Source organism: Streptomyces sp. NPDC001292 (assembly GCF_042896465.1).
Classification (GTDB): domain Bacteria; phylum Actinomycetota; class Actinomycetes; order Streptomycetales; family Streptomycetaceae; genus Streptomyces.
Genome location: NZ_JBIAXG010000005.1, coordinates 136,156 through 153,328, shown reverse-complemented (window position 1 = coordinate 153,328; position 17,173 = coordinate 136,156). Strand labels below are relative to the sequence as shown.

The 17,173-nt window shown below is 73.1% G+C and carries 9 protein-coding genes; 4 read left to right on the top strand and 5 right to left on the bottom strand.

Features of this window, described 5'->3' with window-relative positions; all coding sequences use genetic code 11:
• Window positions 1-123 precede the first annotated feature (123 nt).
• Window positions 124-366 (top strand): mycoredoxin, encoded by a 243-nt coding sequence (locus tag ACFY4A_RS08565; RefSeq protein WP_390828661.1) that lies wholly within the window; start codon window positions 124-126, stop codon window positions 364-366.
• Window positions 367-447: 81 nt separating this feature from the next.
• On the opposite strand, the gene nudC is transcribed toward ACFY4A_RS08565, so the two are convergent.
• The 5 genes from nudC to ACFY4A_RS08540 all read right to left on the bottom strand — a co-directional run bounded on the left by nudC (window position 448) and on the right by ACFY4A_RS08540 (window position 10,806).
• Window positions 448-1,392 carry an NAD(+) diphosphatase gene (nudC, locus tag ACFY4A_RS08560; protein WP_390828660.1) on the bottom strand — a complete coding sequence of 315 codons (945 nt, stop codon included), beginning with the start codon at window positions 1,390-1,392 and terminating at the stop codon, window positions 448-450.
• A 154-nt stretch (window positions 1,393-1,546) separates the two neighbouring features.
• On the bottom strand, window positions 1,547-2,950 hold the full coding sequence (locus ACFY4A_RS08555; RefSeq protein ID WP_390828658.1) for a dipeptidase: 1,404 nt from the start codon (window positions 2,948-2,950) through the stop codon (window positions 1,547-1,549).
• Window positions 2,951-2,960: 10 nt separating this feature from the next.
• Complete coding sequence (locus ACFY4A_RS08550) at window positions 2,961-6,599, bottom strand: UvrD-helicase domain-containing protein (protein ID WP_390828657.1); 3,639 nt, start codon at window positions 6,597-6,599, stop codon at window positions 2,961-2,963.
• A 100-nt stretch (window positions 6,600-6,699) separates the two neighbouring features.
• Window positions 6,700-10,107 (bottom strand): ATP-dependent helicase, encoded by a 3,408-nt coding sequence (locus ACFY4A_RS08545; RefSeq protein WP_390828656.1) that lies wholly within the window; start codon window positions 10,105-10,107, stop codon window positions 6,700-6,702.
• 312 nt (window positions 10,108-10,419) lie between these two features.
• Window positions 10,420-10,806 (bottom strand): MGMT family protein, encoded by a 387-nt coding sequence (locus ACFY4A_RS08540; RefSeq protein WP_390828654.1) that lies wholly within the window; start codon window positions 10,804-10,806, stop codon window positions 10,420-10,422.
• 186 nt (window positions 10,807-10,992) lie between these two features.
• Here ACFY4A_RS08540 and ACFY4A_RS08535 point away from each other — a divergent pair, with 186 nt between their 5' ends.
• The 3 genes from ACFY4A_RS08535 to ACFY4A_RS08525 all read left to right on the top strand — a co-directional run bounded on the left by ACFY4A_RS08535 (window position 10,993) and on the right by ACFY4A_RS08525 (window position 17,122).
• Entirely contained in the window at window positions 10,993-13,803 is a 2,811-nt protein-coding gene (locus ACFY4A_RS08535; protein WP_390828653.1) for a lysylphosphatidylglycerol synthase domain-containing protein, read from the top strand.
• A gap of 72 nt (window positions 13,804-13,875) precedes the next feature.
• Window positions 13,876-15,417: an alpha/beta hydrolase gene (locus ACFY4A_RS08530; protein WP_390828652.1), complete on the top strand. Its 1,542-nt coding sequence runs from the start codon at window positions 13,876-13,878 to the stop codon at window positions 15,415-15,417.
• A gap of 160 nt (window positions 15,418-15,577) precedes the next feature.
• Entirely contained in the window at window positions 15,578-17,122 is a 1,545-nt protein-coding gene (locus ACFY4A_RS08525) for an alpha/beta hydrolase (protein ID WP_390828651.1), read from the top strand.
• The last annotated feature ends 51 nt before the right edge of the window (window positions 17,123-17,173 follow it).

Sequence of the window (17,173 nt, the reverse complement as noted above, 5' to 3'; positions counted from 1 at the left end):
GCCGCGGTCCTCGTGCAGCGCGTCACGCCGGCCGGATACCCCCGGTGGGAATGCCGGAGCGATGGCGTACGTTCCTTCCCTGCGACGAATACGTCCCCGAGCCGCCGAAGGAGCGCGAGAGACATGCCGGGCACTGTGACGATGTACAGCACCACGTGGTGCGGCTACTGCCGCCGGCTGAAGAGCCAGATGGACCGCGAGGGCATCGCGTACACCGAGATCAACATCGAGCAGGACCCGGATTCCGCGGCCTTCGTCGAGAAGGCCAATGGCGGAAACCAGACGGTTCCCACCGTGCTCTTCGAAGACGGCTCGACTCTCACGAACCCGTCGCTGGCTCAGGTCAAGGAGAAGGTCGGCGCCTGATCGCGGCGCGTCGCACGACAGAGACGGAAGGCGGCCTCCCCGGAACCCCCGGGGAGGCCGCCTTCTCGTCGTTCCGGGGCCTCAGACGGTGCTCCTCGTCGGCAGCGGCTTGCCGTACCAGAGCTCGATGAGCCGGGCCGCGATGGAGATGCCGTAGGGCGGCAGGACCTCGCCGGACTCGAAGGCCGAGCGCAGTTCCTCGCGGGAGAACCAGCGGGCCTCGTGGATCTCGTCGCCGTCGACGGCGATCTCGGTCGAGGTGGCGTGCGCCATGAAGCCCAGCATGAGGCTGGAGGGGAACGGCCAGGGCTGACTGGCGACGTACTCGACCTCGCCGACGGCGACGCCCACCTCCTCGTGGACCTCGCGGCGCACCGACTGCTCGATGGACTCCCCGGGCTCGACGAAGCCGGCGAGCGTGGAGAAGCGGCCCTCGGGCCAGTGCACCTGGCGGCCGAGCAGGATCCGGTCCTCCTCGTCGGTGACCGCCATGATCACGGCGGGGTCGGTGCGCGGGTAGTGCTCGGCGCCGCAGGCCGGGCAGCGGCGGATGTGCCCGGCCGCGGCGATCACGGTGCGCTCGCCGCAGCGGGAGCAGAAACGGTGCAGTCGCTGCCAGTTCTCCAGGGCCACCGCGTGCGCCATCAGGCCGGCGTCCCGGGGTGACAGCAGCAGGCCGGCCTCGCGCAGGCCGGCCGGGCGGGCGGACTGGTCCATGCGGCCGGGCAGCGAGTCCTTCTGCAGGGCGAAGTAGCTGACGCCCTCCGCGTCCGTGCCGAGGAAGTAGCGGTGCGCCTCGGTGAGAGGGGCCTCGAAGGAGGGCGTCGTGACCAGTTCGGTCCGGCCGTCGGGGGTCTCGTCGATCAGAGCCTGACCGCCGGAGACCACGAAGCAGCGCGTCGAGGGGTGGCTCCATGCCGCGGCGAGCCAGGCCTCGTCGAGCCGGTGGTGGGCGGCCCGGTCGATGCCGCTGGGCGCGGTGAGCGAGATGGGTCGGTCGGCGGTGTGGTCGGTCCAGGTGGTCACGGGTGCTTCCAACTCCCCCGGTGCAACGGTTGTTTCGGCGGCGGTTCAGCGGGACGTGCGGCAGGAGGCGTCCGCGTCCGGAGGGGCCTGGGGGCGCGCGACGGCCTTTCCAGTGTGCGCCCGGCGCGACACCGCCCGGGCCGGTGGGCGCCCGTCAGGGCGCATCGTGCCAGTACTCCGCGAGATCGCCCCACAGGTACGCGCTGGTCTCGACGCCCTTGAGCAGGAGGTCGAGCTCGACCTTCTCGTTCGGCGCGTGCCAGCCGTCGGAGGGGACGGAGATGCCCAGGAAGAGAACGGGCGCGCCGAGCACCTCCTGGAGGTCGGCGGCCGGTCCCGACCCGCCCTCGCGCGTGAAGCGGACGGGGGCGTCGAAAGCGCGGCCCATGGCGCGGACCACGGACTGCAGGGCCGGGTGGTCCAGCGGCGTCAGGCACGGGCGCGTGGCCGCGCCGAACACGATCTCGTGCCGTATCCCAGCGGGCACCTGCTCGGCGGCCCAGGCGCGGACGGCCTTCTCGATGTGATCGGGGTCCTGGCCGGCGACCAGGCGGAACGACAGCTTGACCATCGCCGTGGAGGGGATGATCGTCTTGCTGCCGGGGCCCTGGTAACCGCCGCCGATGCCGTTGACCTCGGCGGTGGGGCGGGCCCAGATGCGCTCCAGGGTGGTGTATCCGGCCTCGCCGTGGGTGGCGTACGACTTGGCGGTACGCAGCCACTGCTCCTCGGCGAAGGGCAGCTCGGCGAAGAGCCGGCGCTCGCGGTCGGTGAGGTCCACGACGCCGTCGTAGAAGCCGGGGACGGCCACGCGCGCGTGCTCGTCGTGCAGGGCGGCGACCAAGCGGGCGGCGGCGGTCGCCGGGTTGGGCACCGCGCCGCCGAAGGAGCCGGAGTGGATGTCCTGGTCGGGTCCGTGCAGCCGGATCTCGCACTCGGCGAGGCCGCGCATTCCGGTGCACACCGTGGGGGTGTCCGCGGACCACATGCCGGTGTCGGAGACGATCACCGCGTCGGCGGCCAGGCGCTCCGCGTGCTGTTCGACGAGCGCCCGGAAGTGCGGGGAGCCCGACTCCTCCTCGCCCTCGATCAGCAGCTTCAGGTTGACGGCAGGGGCGGTGCGGCCGGTGGCGGCGAGGTGGGCGCGGACGCCGAGTGTGTGGAAGAACACCTGGCCCTTGTCGTCGGCCGCCCCGCGCGCGTAGAGACGGCCTTCGCGCACGACGGGCTCGAAAGGCTCGCTGTCCCAGCCGTCCTCACGTGCGGCGGGCTGGACGTCGTGGTGGCCGTAGACGAGGACGGTGGGGGCCTCGGGGTCGTCGGAGCGCCACTCGGCGAAGACGGCGGGGGCGCCCGGGGTCTGCCAGACCTCGGTGCTGGTGAAACCGGTCTGCTGGAGTTTGCCGGCGAGCCAGTCGGCGCTGCGCCGTACATCGGGCGCGCGGTCGGGCTGGGCCGACACGGACGGGATGCGCAGCCATTCGGCGAGGTCGTCGAGGAAGGCGGTGCGGTGCTGCTCGATGTACGTGCGGACGGCGCTGTCCGGGGTCTGGCTCATGGCTCCGAGACTATCGGCCCGCGGTGGCTTCCCGTTCGGGCGGTTCGTCACACTGCGGCTCGGACTGCGGCTCCTCCGTCAGCAGCCGTTCCAGCTCGGCGCGGCCCGGGAGGTCGTCGTGCCGTACCACCTCGCCGGTGCGCACGTAGACGAACGCGGCCGTGACACGGTCCAGGGGGATGCCCCGCTGCTCGGCCCAGGCCAGCCGGTACACGGCGAGCTGGAGCGGGTCCGCGGTGCGGGAGCGGTTCGTCTTCCAGTCCACGATCTCGTACGTCGCCCGCTCGCCGTCGCCCTCCTTGTAGACGGCGTCGATGCGGCCCCGGACCACACGGCCGGCGAGGGCGAGCTGGAAGGGCGCTTCGACGCGGTGGGGCGTGCGGTGGGCGTACGGGGTGCGTTCGAAGGCCTCCTTGAGGGCTTCGAGGTCGCGCTCGTCGACGATCTCGGCGTCGCCGCCGGGCAGTTCCCCGGGCTCCAGCATGGGCAGCGTCAGCTCTTCGAAGCGCGTTTCCACCCAGGCGTGGAAGCGGGTGCCACGGCGTGCGGCCGGTTGCGGGGGGCGCGGCATGGGGCGCGCGAGCTCCCGCGCGAACCCGTCGGGGTCGGCGGCGAGATGCAGCAGCTGCGATGCGGTCAGTGTGGTCGGCAGGGGTACCTCGGTGACGGTCTGCCGGGCGCGCCGGAGCTCTCCGGTCAGTGCTTCGAGGTCGCGGTCCCAGGAGGCGACCATGCGGGCTTCCTCCGGAGTGAGGGGACCGGATCCGGGTCCACGGTCCGGCTCGGGGTGCGTCGGGCGCTCGCCCGCGGGCGGGGGCGCGGTGTGGTGGTCGCGCGGGCTCGCCTGGTGCGGGACGGTCGGGCGGTCGCCGCTCCAGGAGTCCCAGTCGTCGGTGCCCCCCTCGAAAGGGTCGTCGCCTTCGAAGAGGTCGTCGTCCTTGAAGGCGTCGCCCTGCTCGAAGGGGTCGTCGTCCTCGCCGAAAGGGTCGTCATCCTCGAAGGCGTCGTCCTCGTCGAAGGGCGGCACGTCGTCGTACGGAGGTGCGTCGTCGCGCGGAAGTACGTCGTCCTGCGGTGGCGCGGGCCAGTCGGGGTCGTCGTGGGACGCGGGGTCGTGCGTGGCCTCCGGGTGGCCGTTCGTGCCGGTGGCGAGGTCCTCCAGGTGGGCGAGGACGATCGCGGCGGCCTCGCGGCGGCGGGCCAGGGCGGCCTCGTCCAGGGGCAGGGGCCACACCTGGTCGGTGGTGGCCCGGTGCAGGGCCGGGTTCTCCTCGCCCTCCCCGGGCTCGTCCGCCCAGGCCTCGATCTCGCCGTGGCCGGCGGCGCAGTGGTCGTACAGGGCCCGAAGGAACGCGGACGGGCCGCGGGGCCGCTTCTGACTCGGGCCCCACCAGTGGCCGGAGCCGAGGAGCAGGGAGCGGGGACGGGTGAAGGTGACGTAGCCGAGGCGGAGCTCCTCGGTGTGCTGGTGGTCCTTCATGGCCTCGTGGAAGGCCTTCATGCCGCGCGCGTCCCAGCCGTCGACGTCGGGGAGGGTGTCGGCGTCGCCGCGCAGGGCGTGCGGCAGCACCTTGCCCTGGCTGGTCCACTTCTCCCGGCCCTGCCCGCTGGGGAAGGTGCCGGTGACCAGGCCGGGGACGGCCACGACGTCCCACTCCAGGCCCTTGGACCTGTGCGCGGTGAGCACCTTGACGGTGTTCTCGCCGCCGGGCAGCGCGTTGTCGAGGCCCTTCTCGTACTGGGCGGCGGTGCGAAGGAAGCCGAGGAAGGCCAGCAGGCTCGCCTCGCTCTCGTTCGCAGCGAAGGAAGCGGCGATGTCCAGGAAGTTCGCCAGGGTCTCGCGGCGGCGGGCGGCCAGGGCGTGCGGGGAGGCCGACAGCTCCACCTCCAGACCGGTGACGGCCAGGACGCGGTGCAGCACGTCCATCAGCGGGTCGGACAGCGAACGCCGCAGGTCGCGCAGTTCGGCGGCGAGCCGGGCGAACCGCACGCGCGCGTCCGGTGAGAACGGCAGCCGGTCGTCGTCCCCGGCACCGTCCAGGGGCGTTTCGAGGAAGGTGTCGAGGGCGTCCGCGAGCGAGATCGCCTCGGCCGGGTCGACGCCCTCGACGGCCCCGGCGAGCCGGCTGTCGGGGTCGTCGGCGGCGTCCACGCGTGTGTGGGCGACGAGCAGCCTCGCCCGGCGGCCCAGGAGCGCGAGGTCGCGCGGGCCGATGCGCCAGCGCGGGCCGGTCAGCAGCCGTACCAGCGCGGCGTTGGCGCCGGGGTCCTGAAGGACCTCGCAGACGGCGACGAGGTCGGCGACCTCGGGCAGGTGCAGCAGTCCGGACAGGCCGACCACCTCGACCGGGACGTCACGGGCGACCAGGGCGCCCTGGATCTCGGCGAAGTCGGCTGCCGTACGGCACAGGACGGCGATCCCGCCGGGTGCCGTCCCGGTCCCCACGAGGTGGGCGATCGAGTCGGCGACCCACTCGATCTCCTCGGCGTGGGTGGGCAGCAGGGCGCAGCGCACCAGGCCGTCACGCTCGGCGCCGGGGGCCGGGCGCAAGGCCTGCACGCCCGCGTGCATGGCGCGCAGCGGCTCGGCGAGGCCGTTGGCGAGGTCGAGGAGGCGGCCGCCGCTGCGGCGGTTCTGGCTCAGGGCCTGGCGGGCGGCGGGGCGGCCGTCGGCGTGCGCGAAGTGCTCGGGGAAGTCGTCGAGGTTGGCGACGGAGGCGCCGCGCCAGCCGTAGATCGCCTGGCAGGGGTCGCCGACGGCGGTGACGGGGTGGCCGGTGCCGTCGCCGAAGAGGCCGGCCAGCAGGATGCGCTGGGCGACGGACGTGTCCTGGTACTCGTCGAGCAGGACCACCCGGAACTCCTCGCGCAGGACGCGGCCGACCTCCGGCAGTCGGGCGAGCCGTGCGGCCAGGGCGATCTGGTCGCCGAAGTCCAGCAGGTCGCGCTCGCGTTTGGCGGCCCGGTAGCGGAGCACCAGTTCGGCCAGTTCCCGGCGGGCGGCGGCCGTCTCCGGGACCTTGCGCAGGTCGGCGTTGGTGAGCTTGGCGCCTTCCAGGGTGCCCAGCAGCCCGGTGTCCCAGGCGTGCAGGTCCTCCGGGCGTACGAGGTGTTCGGCGAGTTCGGCGTCCAGGGCCAGGAGATCGCTCACCAGGTCCGGGAAGGAGCGGGCCAGCGCCGGGTAGGGGCCGGGCGCCTCGCGCAGCACGCGCGCGGCCAGCTGGAAGCGGGTGGCGTCGGCGAGCAGGCGGGCGGTGGGTTCGAGCCCGATGCGCAGTCCGTGGTCCTTCAGGAGACGGCCCGCGAAGGCGTGGTACGTGGAGATCAGCGGCTCACCCGGCGGGTTGTCGGGGTCGATGGCCTCGGGGTCGGTGACGCCGGCCCTGATCAGTGCCTTGCGGACGCGTTCGGCGAGCTCGCCGGCGGCCTTGTTGGTGAAGGTCAGCCCGAGGACCTGCTCGGGGGCGACCTGTCCGGTGCCGACCAGCCACACCACGCGGGCCGCCATCACGGTCGTCTTGCCGGAGCCGGCGCCGGCCACGATCACCTGCGGGGCGGGCGGCGCGGTGATGCAGGCCGTCTGCTCCGGGGTGAACGGAATCCCGAGGAGCTCCTTGAGCTGCTCGGGATCGGTGATACGGGCGGGCACCTGACAGAGGCTAGCGGCGGGCGCTGACAATCCGTGCCAGACGGCCTCGGGGGTCGAAAGACGCGCAGGTCAGCACGGGTGGTGCCGTTCGTCACGCGGGTCACTCGACGATGTGGCGCCCCTCCGGCCGCGCGCTGCACGACGCCCGGAAGGCGCAGTGCGCGCAGTGCTGCCCGGCCGTCGGCGTGAACCGCTCGTCGAGGACCTTTCCGGCGGCGGTGGCCAGCAGCTCGCCGGCCCACTCCCCCTCCAGCGGTTCCTGGGTCTGCACTTTGGGCAGGCTGTCTCCGCCGTCCCGTTTGGCCGCGCCCTGGCGCAGCTGGACGAGCTCGGCGCCGCCCGGCTCGGGGCGTGCCCCCTCGAAGACCTCGTCGACGGCGCCCTCGCGGACGGCGAGCTGGTAGACGGCCAGCTGCGGATGGCGGGCCACCTCGGCTCCGGTGGGCGCCTGTTTGCCGGTCTTGAAGTCGACGACGTAGGCACGTCCCTCGCCGTCGGCCTCCACCCGGTCCATGGAGCCGCGGATGCGCACCTGGTAGCCGCCGGCTTCCAGGGTCACGTCGAAGTCGTGCTCGCCGGCCACCGGGGTGCGGCCGGCGCGCTCCAGGACGTGCCAGTTCAGGAAGCGTTCCAGCGCCACGCGCGCGTGCTCCTTCTCCTGCGCAGACTTCCACGGCGCGTCGAAGGCGAGCGCGTTCCACACCGTCTCCAGGCGCTCCATGAGGACCGCGAGGTCGGCGGGGCTGCGTCCGGAGGCGACCTCGTCGGCGAGGACGTGCACCACGTTGCCGAAGCCCTGGGCGGCGGTCGCCGGGGCGTCCGCCTTGACCTCGCGGCTGAGGAACCACTGCAGGGCGCAGGTGTTGGCGAGCTGGTCGAGGGCGCTGCCGGACAGCGTCACGGGCTGGTCGCGGTCGCGCAGCGGCACCTTGCTCACGGTCGGGTCGGCCATGCCCCACCAGCGGTAGGGGTGGGCCGCGGGCACCAGCGGACGGCCCTCGTCGTCTGCGAGCGCGGCCAGCCGGGCCAGCCGGTGCGCGGCGGCCTCCCGGAGCGTGGCGGAGGCGCGCGGGTCGACGGTCGTGGCGCGCAGCTCGGCGACGAGTGCCGCCACCGACAGCGGGCGGCGCGGTCGGGAGGTGACGTCCCTGGGTTCGACACCGAGCTCGGCGAGGAAGCGGGAGGGTTGGTCGCCGTCGTCCGCGGGAGCCTTCACCGCGGTCACCACGAGGCGTTCACACGCGCGCGTGGCGGCCACGTAGAACAGCCTCCGCTCCTCCGCGAGCAGCGCGCCCGGGGTGAGCGGGGCGGCGAGTCCGTCGCGGCCGATGCGGTCGGCCTCCAGCAGGGAGCCGCGGCGCCGCAGGTCCGGCCACAGGCCTTCCTGGACGCCCGCGACGACGACCAGGCGCCACTGCAGGCCCTTGGACCGGTGCGCGGTCATCAGACGTACGGCGTCGGGGCGCACGGCGCGCCGGGTGAGCGTGTCGGCGGCGATGTCCTCGGCCTCGATCTCGGCCAGGAAGTTCAGTGCGCCCAGGCCGCCGGTGCGCTCCTCCGCACGCGCGGCGGTCGCGAACAGCGCGCACACGGCATCGAGGTCCCGGTCCGCGTTGCGGCCCGCCGCGCCGCCGCGCCGGGCCGCCCGTTCCAGGCGGGAGGGCCACGGTGTGCCGTCCCACAGGTCCCACAGCGCCTCCTCGGCGGTCCCTCCGCCCGCCAGGCGCTCCCGCGCCTTCCCGAGCAGCGCGCCGAGGCGCTGGACGCCACGCGCGTACGTGGGGTCGTGCGCGACCAGCCGTTCGGGTTCCGCCAGCGCCCTCCCGAGCAGCTCGTCCGAGGGCGGGGGCAGCGCGTTGCCGGCGGCGCGTTCCTCCTCGCGCAGTGCGCGGCCCAGGCGGCGCAGGTCGGCGGCGTCCACGCCGGCCAGCGGCGAGGCGAGGAGGGTGAGCGCGGTCTCGGTGCCCAGCCAGCACGCGTCCGCCTCCGGACCCTCCTCGGGCCGCTCCGGGGCCTGCGCGAGGGCGGCCCGCTCCTCGGTGCCGGCCGCCTGGTCCCCGGCGACCGCTTCCTCCCGTTCCTCCAATTTCTCCGATTCCTCCGAGCGACGCGCCGCCTCCGCGGTGGCCACCGCCCGCAGCGCCGTCAGCAGCGGCGCCACCGCGGGCTCGTGGCGCAGCGGCAGGTCGTCACCGTCGACGTCCAGGGGCACTCCGGCTGCCGTCAGGGCCCGGCGGAGGCCCGGGATGGAACGGGCGCCGGCGCGCACCAGGACGGCCATCTCGCCCCAGCGGACACCGTCCTCCAGGTGGGCCCGGCGCAGGATGTCGGCGATGTTGTCCACCTCGGTGCCCGGCGTCGGGTACGTGTGGACCTCGACGCGGCCGCCGTCGCGCACCGGGGTGAGCTCCCGGTGGGCGCGGACCTTGTCGGCGGGCAGGCGGGTGAGCGGCATCCGCCGGGTCAGCAGCCGGGTCGCGGCCAGCAGAGCGGCGCCCGAGCGCCGGGAGGTGCGCAGGACCTGTACGGGCGCCGGAGTGCCGTCCGCGCGCGGGAACGTCTGCGGGAACTGCAGGATGCCGTTCACGTCCGCGCCCCGGAACGCGTAGATCGACTGGTCGGGGTCGCCGAAGGCGAGCAGGGTGCGACCGCCACCGGCCAGCGCGCGCAGCAGCCGTACCTGGGCGGGGTCGGTGTCCTGGTACTCGTCGACGTAGACCGCGTCGTACCGCGCGGCGAGCCGTTCGGCGACCTCGGGGCGGCGGGCGAGGAGCACCGCGCGGTGGACCAGTTCGGCGTAGTCGAGGACGCCCCGCAGGTCGAGAACGTCGAGGTACTCGGCGAGGAAGGCGGCCGCGGCCTGCCAGTCGGGGCGGCCGATGCGGCGGGCGAAGGCGGCCAGGGCGTCGGGGCCGAGGCCCAGTTCGCGGCTGCGGGCGAGGACCGCGCGGACCTCGTCGGCGAAACCGCGGGTGGTCAGGCAGGCGCGCAGCTCGTCCGGCCAGCGCACGTGCGCCAGGCCCAGCCTCTCCAGGTCGACCTGGCCGGCCAGGAGCGAGCGGACGGTCACGTCCTGCTCGGGTCCGGACAGCAGGCGCAGCGGCTCGACGAACAGTTCGCTGTCCTGGTGGGCGCGGACCAGGGCGTAGCAGAACGAGTGGAAGGTGGTCGCCTGCGGGACGTGGGCCGCCCCGGTGCGCAGCGCCATGCGGTCGCGCAGGTCGGCGGCGGCCCTGCGGCTGAACGTCAGCACCAGGATCCGCTCGGGGTCCTGGCCGCGGGCGATCCGCGCGGCCACCGACTCGACCAGCGTGGTGGTCTTGCCCGTGCCCGGACCTGCGAGGACGAGCAGCGGACCGGTCCGGTGGTCAACCACGGAGCGCTGTGCGGCGTCCAGACGAGGGGGATCCGGTCTGGTCGGCGGGGTACGCACCAGTCGGTAGGCGCCACGGTCCCCCTGCCGCACCCGGGGGTGCGGCAGGCGCCTGGTGGAGGAAGAGGAGCTCACGTGGTTCGCCGGTCCTGGTGGGTGTGCTGGGATCTGTCACGGCCGGCCCGCAGCGCCGTCGTCGCGGGAACGGACGTCCCGAGAGGGAGCGCGGAGGCCGGTGGGGTGAGGGGGACACGCGGAGCCGACGCTACGCCGCGGCCGGGCGCGGAACGAGGGCTTCGCCTTCTTCCCCTGCTTCTCCCGGTCCTCCCCCGGCACCGCCGTCGCATGTGTCCCTCGACCCACGAACGTACGGCATGCCACGGAAGTGCCCCGATTCCCCCGTACGGGCCATGGGCTCCCCACGGCCCCCTCGAATGGCGGAAGCTGTCAGGTGTGACCCTGCGCACGTTCGCCGCCGTCCCACCGGGCCCGTCTCATGTCGAGACGGGGCAGGTGGCCCTCGGCCGCCCTGCCCGCCTCCCTCAGGGGTGTGCCCTCCGTGCGGTAGTGGGCGAGAGCGCGCAGTTCGTGGCCCGGGAGCAGGACCCCGTCGGCGCGTACGACCCGCCACCACGGGACGGCGCCGCCGTACAGGGCCATCACGCGGCCCACCTGGCGGGGTCCTCCCCGCTCCAGCCACTCGGCGACGTCGCCGTACGTCATGACGCACCCGGGCGGGATCATCTCGGCGACTTCCAGGACCCGCTCGGCGTACTCGGGCAGCGCGTCGGGGTGCTCGGGGCGGCCGTCGTCCGGAGGGCTCACTTCGCTCATCCGTCCCATCCTGCCCCACCTCACCGACAGCGGACCGCGCCGCGTTCGGGGCGGGCCCCTCGCTCCCGGGCGGCGCCTCGGGCAGACTGTGCGGCCCCGCATATGCACCCTCATGCCCCTGTGTGTCGGTGGGACATGCCACCATCGTGCGGGCGGTGACCGGTGATTCGAGACCAAGAAGAGACCATGAAGCAGCAGGGCGTGCACCCCGATGACGCGGAGGGCACCTCCGGAGCTTCGTCGCGCCCCGGCACCGGCGGTACGAACGTTTCGAAGGCGGGGGGCACGGACGCTCCGAAGGCGGGCAGGAAGCCCGCGGAGGAGGACGTCGTGACGCACGCCGACGAGCTCGAGGGCGACGAGCCGCTGCTCCCCGCGCGCGTGCACCGTCCCTCCGACCTGATGCGGCTGCTGGTGGGCGTGCTCGCCATCGTCGTACTGCTGTCGATCGCCGGGTTCGCGCACGGCACCACCTCGGGCCTCGAACAGGACATCACCAAGGGCACCGGTCAGGCCCCCGACCTGCTCATCAAGATCGCCGGGCTGGCGTCCAGCATCGCGATCCTGCTGGTTCCGGTCGCCTTCGCGATCGAGCGGCTGATCAAACGAGACGGGCTGCGGATCGCCGACGGCGTGCTCGCGGCCGTCCTCGCCCACGGGGTGACGCTCGCCACCGACCTGTGGGTCGCCAAGGGCGCCCCGCACTCGATCCAGGACGCGCTCACCCAGCCCTCCCCCAGTAACGTCCACGCGCTCACCGATCCGGTGCACGGCTACCTCGCCCCCGTCATCGCGTACATGACGGCGGTCGGCATGTCCCGCCGACCGCGCTGGCGCGCGGTGCTGTGGATCGTGCTGCTGCTCGACGCCTTCTCGATGCTGGTCACCGGCTACACAACGCCGTTCTCGATCATCCTGACGGTGCTGATCGGCTGGACCATCGCCTACGGCACCCTGTACGCGGTCGGCTCACCGAACGTCCGCCCCACGGGACGGACCCTGGTGGCGGGGCTGCGGACCGTCGGCTTCCACCCGGTCAGCGCGGCCCGGGAGGACGCGGCGGAGACCGCGGACAACGGCGACCGCGGCCGGCGCTACTTCGTCACCCTGGAGGACGGACCGCCGCTGGACGTGACGGTGGTCGACCGCGAGCAGCAGGCGCAGGGCTTCTTCTACCGCGTGTGGCGCAACCTCACGCTGCGCGGCTTCGCCACCCGCCGCAGCCTGCAGTCGCTGCGCCAGGCCCTGGAGCAGGAAGCGCTGCTCGCCTACGCGGCCATCGCGGCCGGCGCCAACGCGCCCAAGCTGATCGCGACCTCCGAGCTCGGCCCCGACGCCGTGATGCTCGTCTACGAGCACACCGGCGGGCGCACGCTCGATGCGCTGGCGGACGAGGAGATCACCGACGAGCTGCTGCACCACACCTGGCAGCAGGTGCGGGCGTTGCAGTCACGACGCATCGCGCACCGCAGGCTGGCCGGTGACGCGATTCTGGTGGATCGTTCCGGCAGGGTGATTCTCACCGATCTGCGCGGCGGCGAGATCGCGGCCGGTGATCTGCTGCTGCGCATGGACATCGCCCAACTGCTGACGACGCTCGGCCTGCGGGTGGGCGCGGAGCGCTCCGTGGCCTCCGCGGTCGGCGTCCTGGGACCCGACGCGGTCGCCGACTGTCTGCCCATGCTCCAGCCCATCGCTCTGACGCGCTCCACGCGCGCGACACTGCGCAGGCTGGCCCGGGAGCGGGCGCAGCGGGAACGCGAGGCAGTTCTGGAGGCGTCCCGGCAGGCCGGGCAGGCCCGCCTGGAACAGGCCGCCCAGGACAGTGGTGCCACCGGCGGCACCGGCCCGGTCGGCTTGGAAAAACCGGAGAAGCCGGGGAAGCCAGAAAGGCCGGAGAGGTCAGACAAGAAGGACAAAAAGGCCGAGCGTGCCGAGGCGCGGGCGGAGAAGCGGGCCATCGGCGAGGCCCTGGAGGAGGCCCGCGAAGAGGATCTGCTCACCCAGATCCGCCACCAGGTGCTGCGGATCAGGCCGCAGGCACCGGTCGAACCGGCCCGGCTGGAGCGGGTCCGGCCCCGCACGCTGATCAGCTTCATCGCGGGTGCCATCGGCGCCTACTACCTGCTGACCCAGCTCACGCACATCGAGTTCGGCACGCTCTTCGCCCACGCCCAGTGGGGCTGGGTGATCGCGGCGGTGCTCTTCTCGGCGCTCAGCTATGTCGCGGCGGCCATGGCGCTGCTGGGCTTCGTGCCGGAACGCGTCCCGTTCGTGCGGACCGTGGCGGCGCAGGTCGCCGGCTCGTTCGTGAAAATCGTGGCACCGGCCGCGGTCGGCGGCGTCGCCCTGAACACGCGCTTCCTGCAACGCGCGGGCGTGCGCCCCGGGCTCGCGGTGGCCAGTGTCGGCGCCTCGCAGCTGTTCGGGCTCGGCTGCCACATCCTGATGCTGCTGTCCTTCGGTTATCTGACCGGCACCGAGAAGACGCCGTCCCTGTCGCCTTCCCGGACGGTCATCGCAGGCCTGCTGACGGTCGCGGTGCTCGTGCTGGTGGTCACCTCGGTGCCGTTCCTGCGGAAGTTCGTCGTCACGCGCGTGCGTTCACTCTTCGCGGGTGTCGTGCCGCGCATGCTGGACGTCCTCCAGCGGCCGCAGAAGCTCGTCACCGGCATCGGCGGCATGCTGCTGCTGACGGCCTGCTTCGTGATGTGCCTGGACGCCTCGATCCGGGCCTTCGGCGACCAGTCGACCTCGCTCAGCATCGCCAGCGTCGCCGTCGTCTTCCTCGCCGGCAACGCACTCGGCTCGGCCGCCCCGACCCCGGGCGGCGTGGGCGCGGTCGAGGCCACCCTCACCGTCGGCCTGATCGCGGTGGGCCTGCCGAAGGAAGTGGCCGCACCCGCGGTGCTGATGTTCCGGCTGCTGACGCTGTGGCTGCCGGTCCTGCCCGGCTGGCTGGCCTTCAACCATCTGACCCGCAAGGGCGCCCTGTAGGGCACGTCCCGGACGTACCCCGAACGGCCCGCGTCCCGCGCGGGAGGCCGCCGACGGCGTGAGGATGGGGGCATGCACAAGCGCCACGGGCTGCGCGCCGCCGCCCTGACCACGACCACCGTCCTGCTGAGCGCCCTGACGGCGGGTTGCGGCGGGCTCTCCGTCGGCGGGGGGGCGACGGACCCGGGGCTGGACTGGAAGGACTGCCCGGCGCCGTCCGCGGCGGAGGGCGGCGGAGCGGCACCCTCGGCGCCGCCCAACGGCGGCAAGTGGCAGTGCGCCACCCTGAAGGCGCCGCTGGACTGGAGCAAACCGCAGGGCGACACGATCGGCATCGCGCTGATCCGCGCGAAGGCGACCGGGCCGGGCAAGCGCATCGGCTCGCTGCTCTTCAACTTCGGCGGTCCGGGCGGCTCCGGCATCACCGCGCTGCCCGCGTTCGCCCAGGACTACGCCAAGCTGCGCACCCGCTACGACCTGGTGAGCTTCGACCCGCGCGGGGTGGGGCGCAGCGCCGGCGTGAAATGCAAGACCGACGCACAGCTCGACCAGTACTTCCAGCAGGACGCGGTACCCGAAACCGCCGCCGAACGTGCCACGTTCGTCAACAACACCAAGCAGTTCAACGCCGCCTGCGAGAAGAACTCCGGGAAGATCCTGCCGCATGTGCGCACCACCGACGCCGCCCGCGACATGGACCTGATCCGCCAGGTACTCGGCGACTCCAAGCTCCACTACTTCGGGATCTCCTACGGCACCGCACTCGGCGGCGTGTACGCCCATCTGTTCCCCACGCACGTGGGCCGCGCCGTCTTCGACGCGGTCGTCGACCCCACCCAGACCCCCGAGCAGACCTCGCTCGGCCAGGCCAGGGGCTTCCAGCTCGCTCTCGACAACTTCGCGAAGGACTGCGTCTCGAAGGGCACCAAGTGCGCGATCGGCAGCGGCGTCCGGGACGTCGAGGACCGCATCGCCGCTCTGCTCAAGAAGCTCGACAGCAATCCGATCCCCGGCATCTTCCCGCGCCGCCTGACCCGGACCGCCGCGACCAACGGCATCGCCCAGGCCCTGTACTCCAAGGAGCTCTGGGCCCCGCTCACCGAGGGGCTCCAGCGGGCCTACGCCGGCGACGGCCAGATCCTGATGCTGCTGTCCGACGCGTTGAACGGCCGCAACGCCAACGGCGAGTACAGCAACCTCACCGCCGCGAACGCCGCCATCAACTGCGCCGACCAGAAGCAGCGGTACACGCCCGCCTTCGTGGAGCAGAAGCTGCCCGAGTTCCGGGCCGCCTCGCCGGTGTTCGGGGACTTCCTCGCCTGGGGCATGCTCAGCTGCACGCAATGGGCGGTGCCGGGTGCGGCAACGCACGCCAACGTGAGCGCAGCCGGTTCGGCGCCGATCCTCGTGGTGGGCAACACCGGCGACCCGGCGACTCCGTACGGGGGCGCCAAGAGGATGGCGGAAGCGCTGGGCAAGGGCGTAGGCGTCGAACTCACCTGGAAGGGGCAGGGGCACGGCGCGTACAACCGCAAGAACCCGTGCGTGCAGAACGCGGTGAACAGCTATCTGCTCGATGGAAAGGTGCCACCGGCCGGGACGGTCTGCACGTAGCCGCCGACGGCCGCATCCTCCCGCATCTCACCGGTCTTACCGGTAAAGCTGCAGGTCAGATGGTTATCCACAGGATCCCACGAGGGTGGTGGGATCTGCCTACCATGGCCTGAACGCTTCCTGCGGCCGATCCGCGGAGAGCCGGTGAGGGGGGAAACGCATGGCGCGTCTGACGCAGTGGGCGGCCGCGGTCGCCGCCGCGGTGCTGCTGGCCGGGTGCGGCGGCGGGCCGGGAGGCCGAAGCGCGGAGGACGGAATGGACCGGTCCGCTGCGGCGCCGGCCGCACCGGACGGCACGCCGTCCGCGCGGCTGCCCTCCTCGCTCACCTCGCAGCGGCTCGACTGGGGCCGCTGCGAGGCCACGGCCGGCTCCCCCGCGCCGGGAGACGAGTGGCGGTGCGCGACGCTCAAGGCCCCGCTGGACTGGTCCCGGCCGGACCGCGAGACCATCGGCCTCGCCCTCATCCGCGCCAACGCCACCGCGGAGAGCACCGGTTCCCTGCTGTTCAACTTCGGCGGACCCGGCGGCTCGGGCGTGGCCGCACTGCCGTCGTACGCCTCAGAGGTCACCGCCCTGCGGCAGCGATACGACCTGGTGAGCTGGGATCCGCGCGGGGTCGGCGGCAGTTCCGGCGTGCGCTGCCGCGGCGACCGGCAAATCCAGGCCGCCGAGGCGATCGACGTGACACCGGACACCGCGTCCGAGGTGCGGGCCTACTTCCAGGACGCGGCCGACTTCGGCCAGGGCTGCCGGAACGCGGCCCGTAAGCTGCTCGCGCACGTCTCGACGACCGACACCGCCCGGGACATGGACCTGATCCGTCACGTCCTCGGCGACACCAAGCTCCACTACTTCGGCATGTCCTACGGCACCGAACTCGGCGGTGTGTACGCCCACCTGTTCCCGCAGCGCGTCGGGCGGCTGGTACTGGACGCGGTGGTGGACCCGACCGCGGACTCCGTGGGCCACGCGCTGAATCAGACCAAGGGCTTCCAGCGGGCGCTGGACGCCTACCTGAAGTCCACCGGGCAGGATCCCGAGCGCGGCTCGCGGAAGATCGCGGACCTGCTGCGGCGAATCGACGCCACACCGCTGCCCACCTCCTCCGGAAGGAAGCTGACGCAGACGCTGGCACTCACCGGCATCACACTGCCGCTGTACAGCAAGAGCGGCTGGCCGGCCCTGACCAGTGCCCTCACCGCGGCCGAACAGGGCGACGGCTCGGAGCTGCTGTCCCTCGCCGACGCCTACAACGACCGTGACGGCTCGGGCCACTACGGCACGACAACCCACGCCCAACGGGTCATATCGTGCCTGGACGCCAAGCAGCGGCCGACGCCGGAGCAGGCGAGGAAGCTGCTGCCCGAGTTCGAAAGGATCTCGCCGGTGTTCGGCACCTTCATGGCCTGGGACACGGCCGGTTGGTGCCACGACTGGCCGGTGCCCGGTCAGTACGACACCCCTCGGGTCAGCGCGCCGGGCGCGGCGCCGATCCTGGTGATCGGCAACACCGGCGACCCGGCGACACCCTACGAGGGGGCCCGGAGGATGGCGGACGAACTCGGCAAGGGCGTCGGCGTGGAACTCACCTGGAAGGGCGAGGGCCACGGGGCGTACGGCAGCGGAAGCGACTGCGTGGACTCGACGGTGAACGCGTATCTGCTGCACGGCACGGTGCCGAAGGACGGCAAGGTCTGTTCATGACGACGGCGGGGACTCCGGACACCCGTGGTGCGCGAAGCCCTCGCCGTCGAA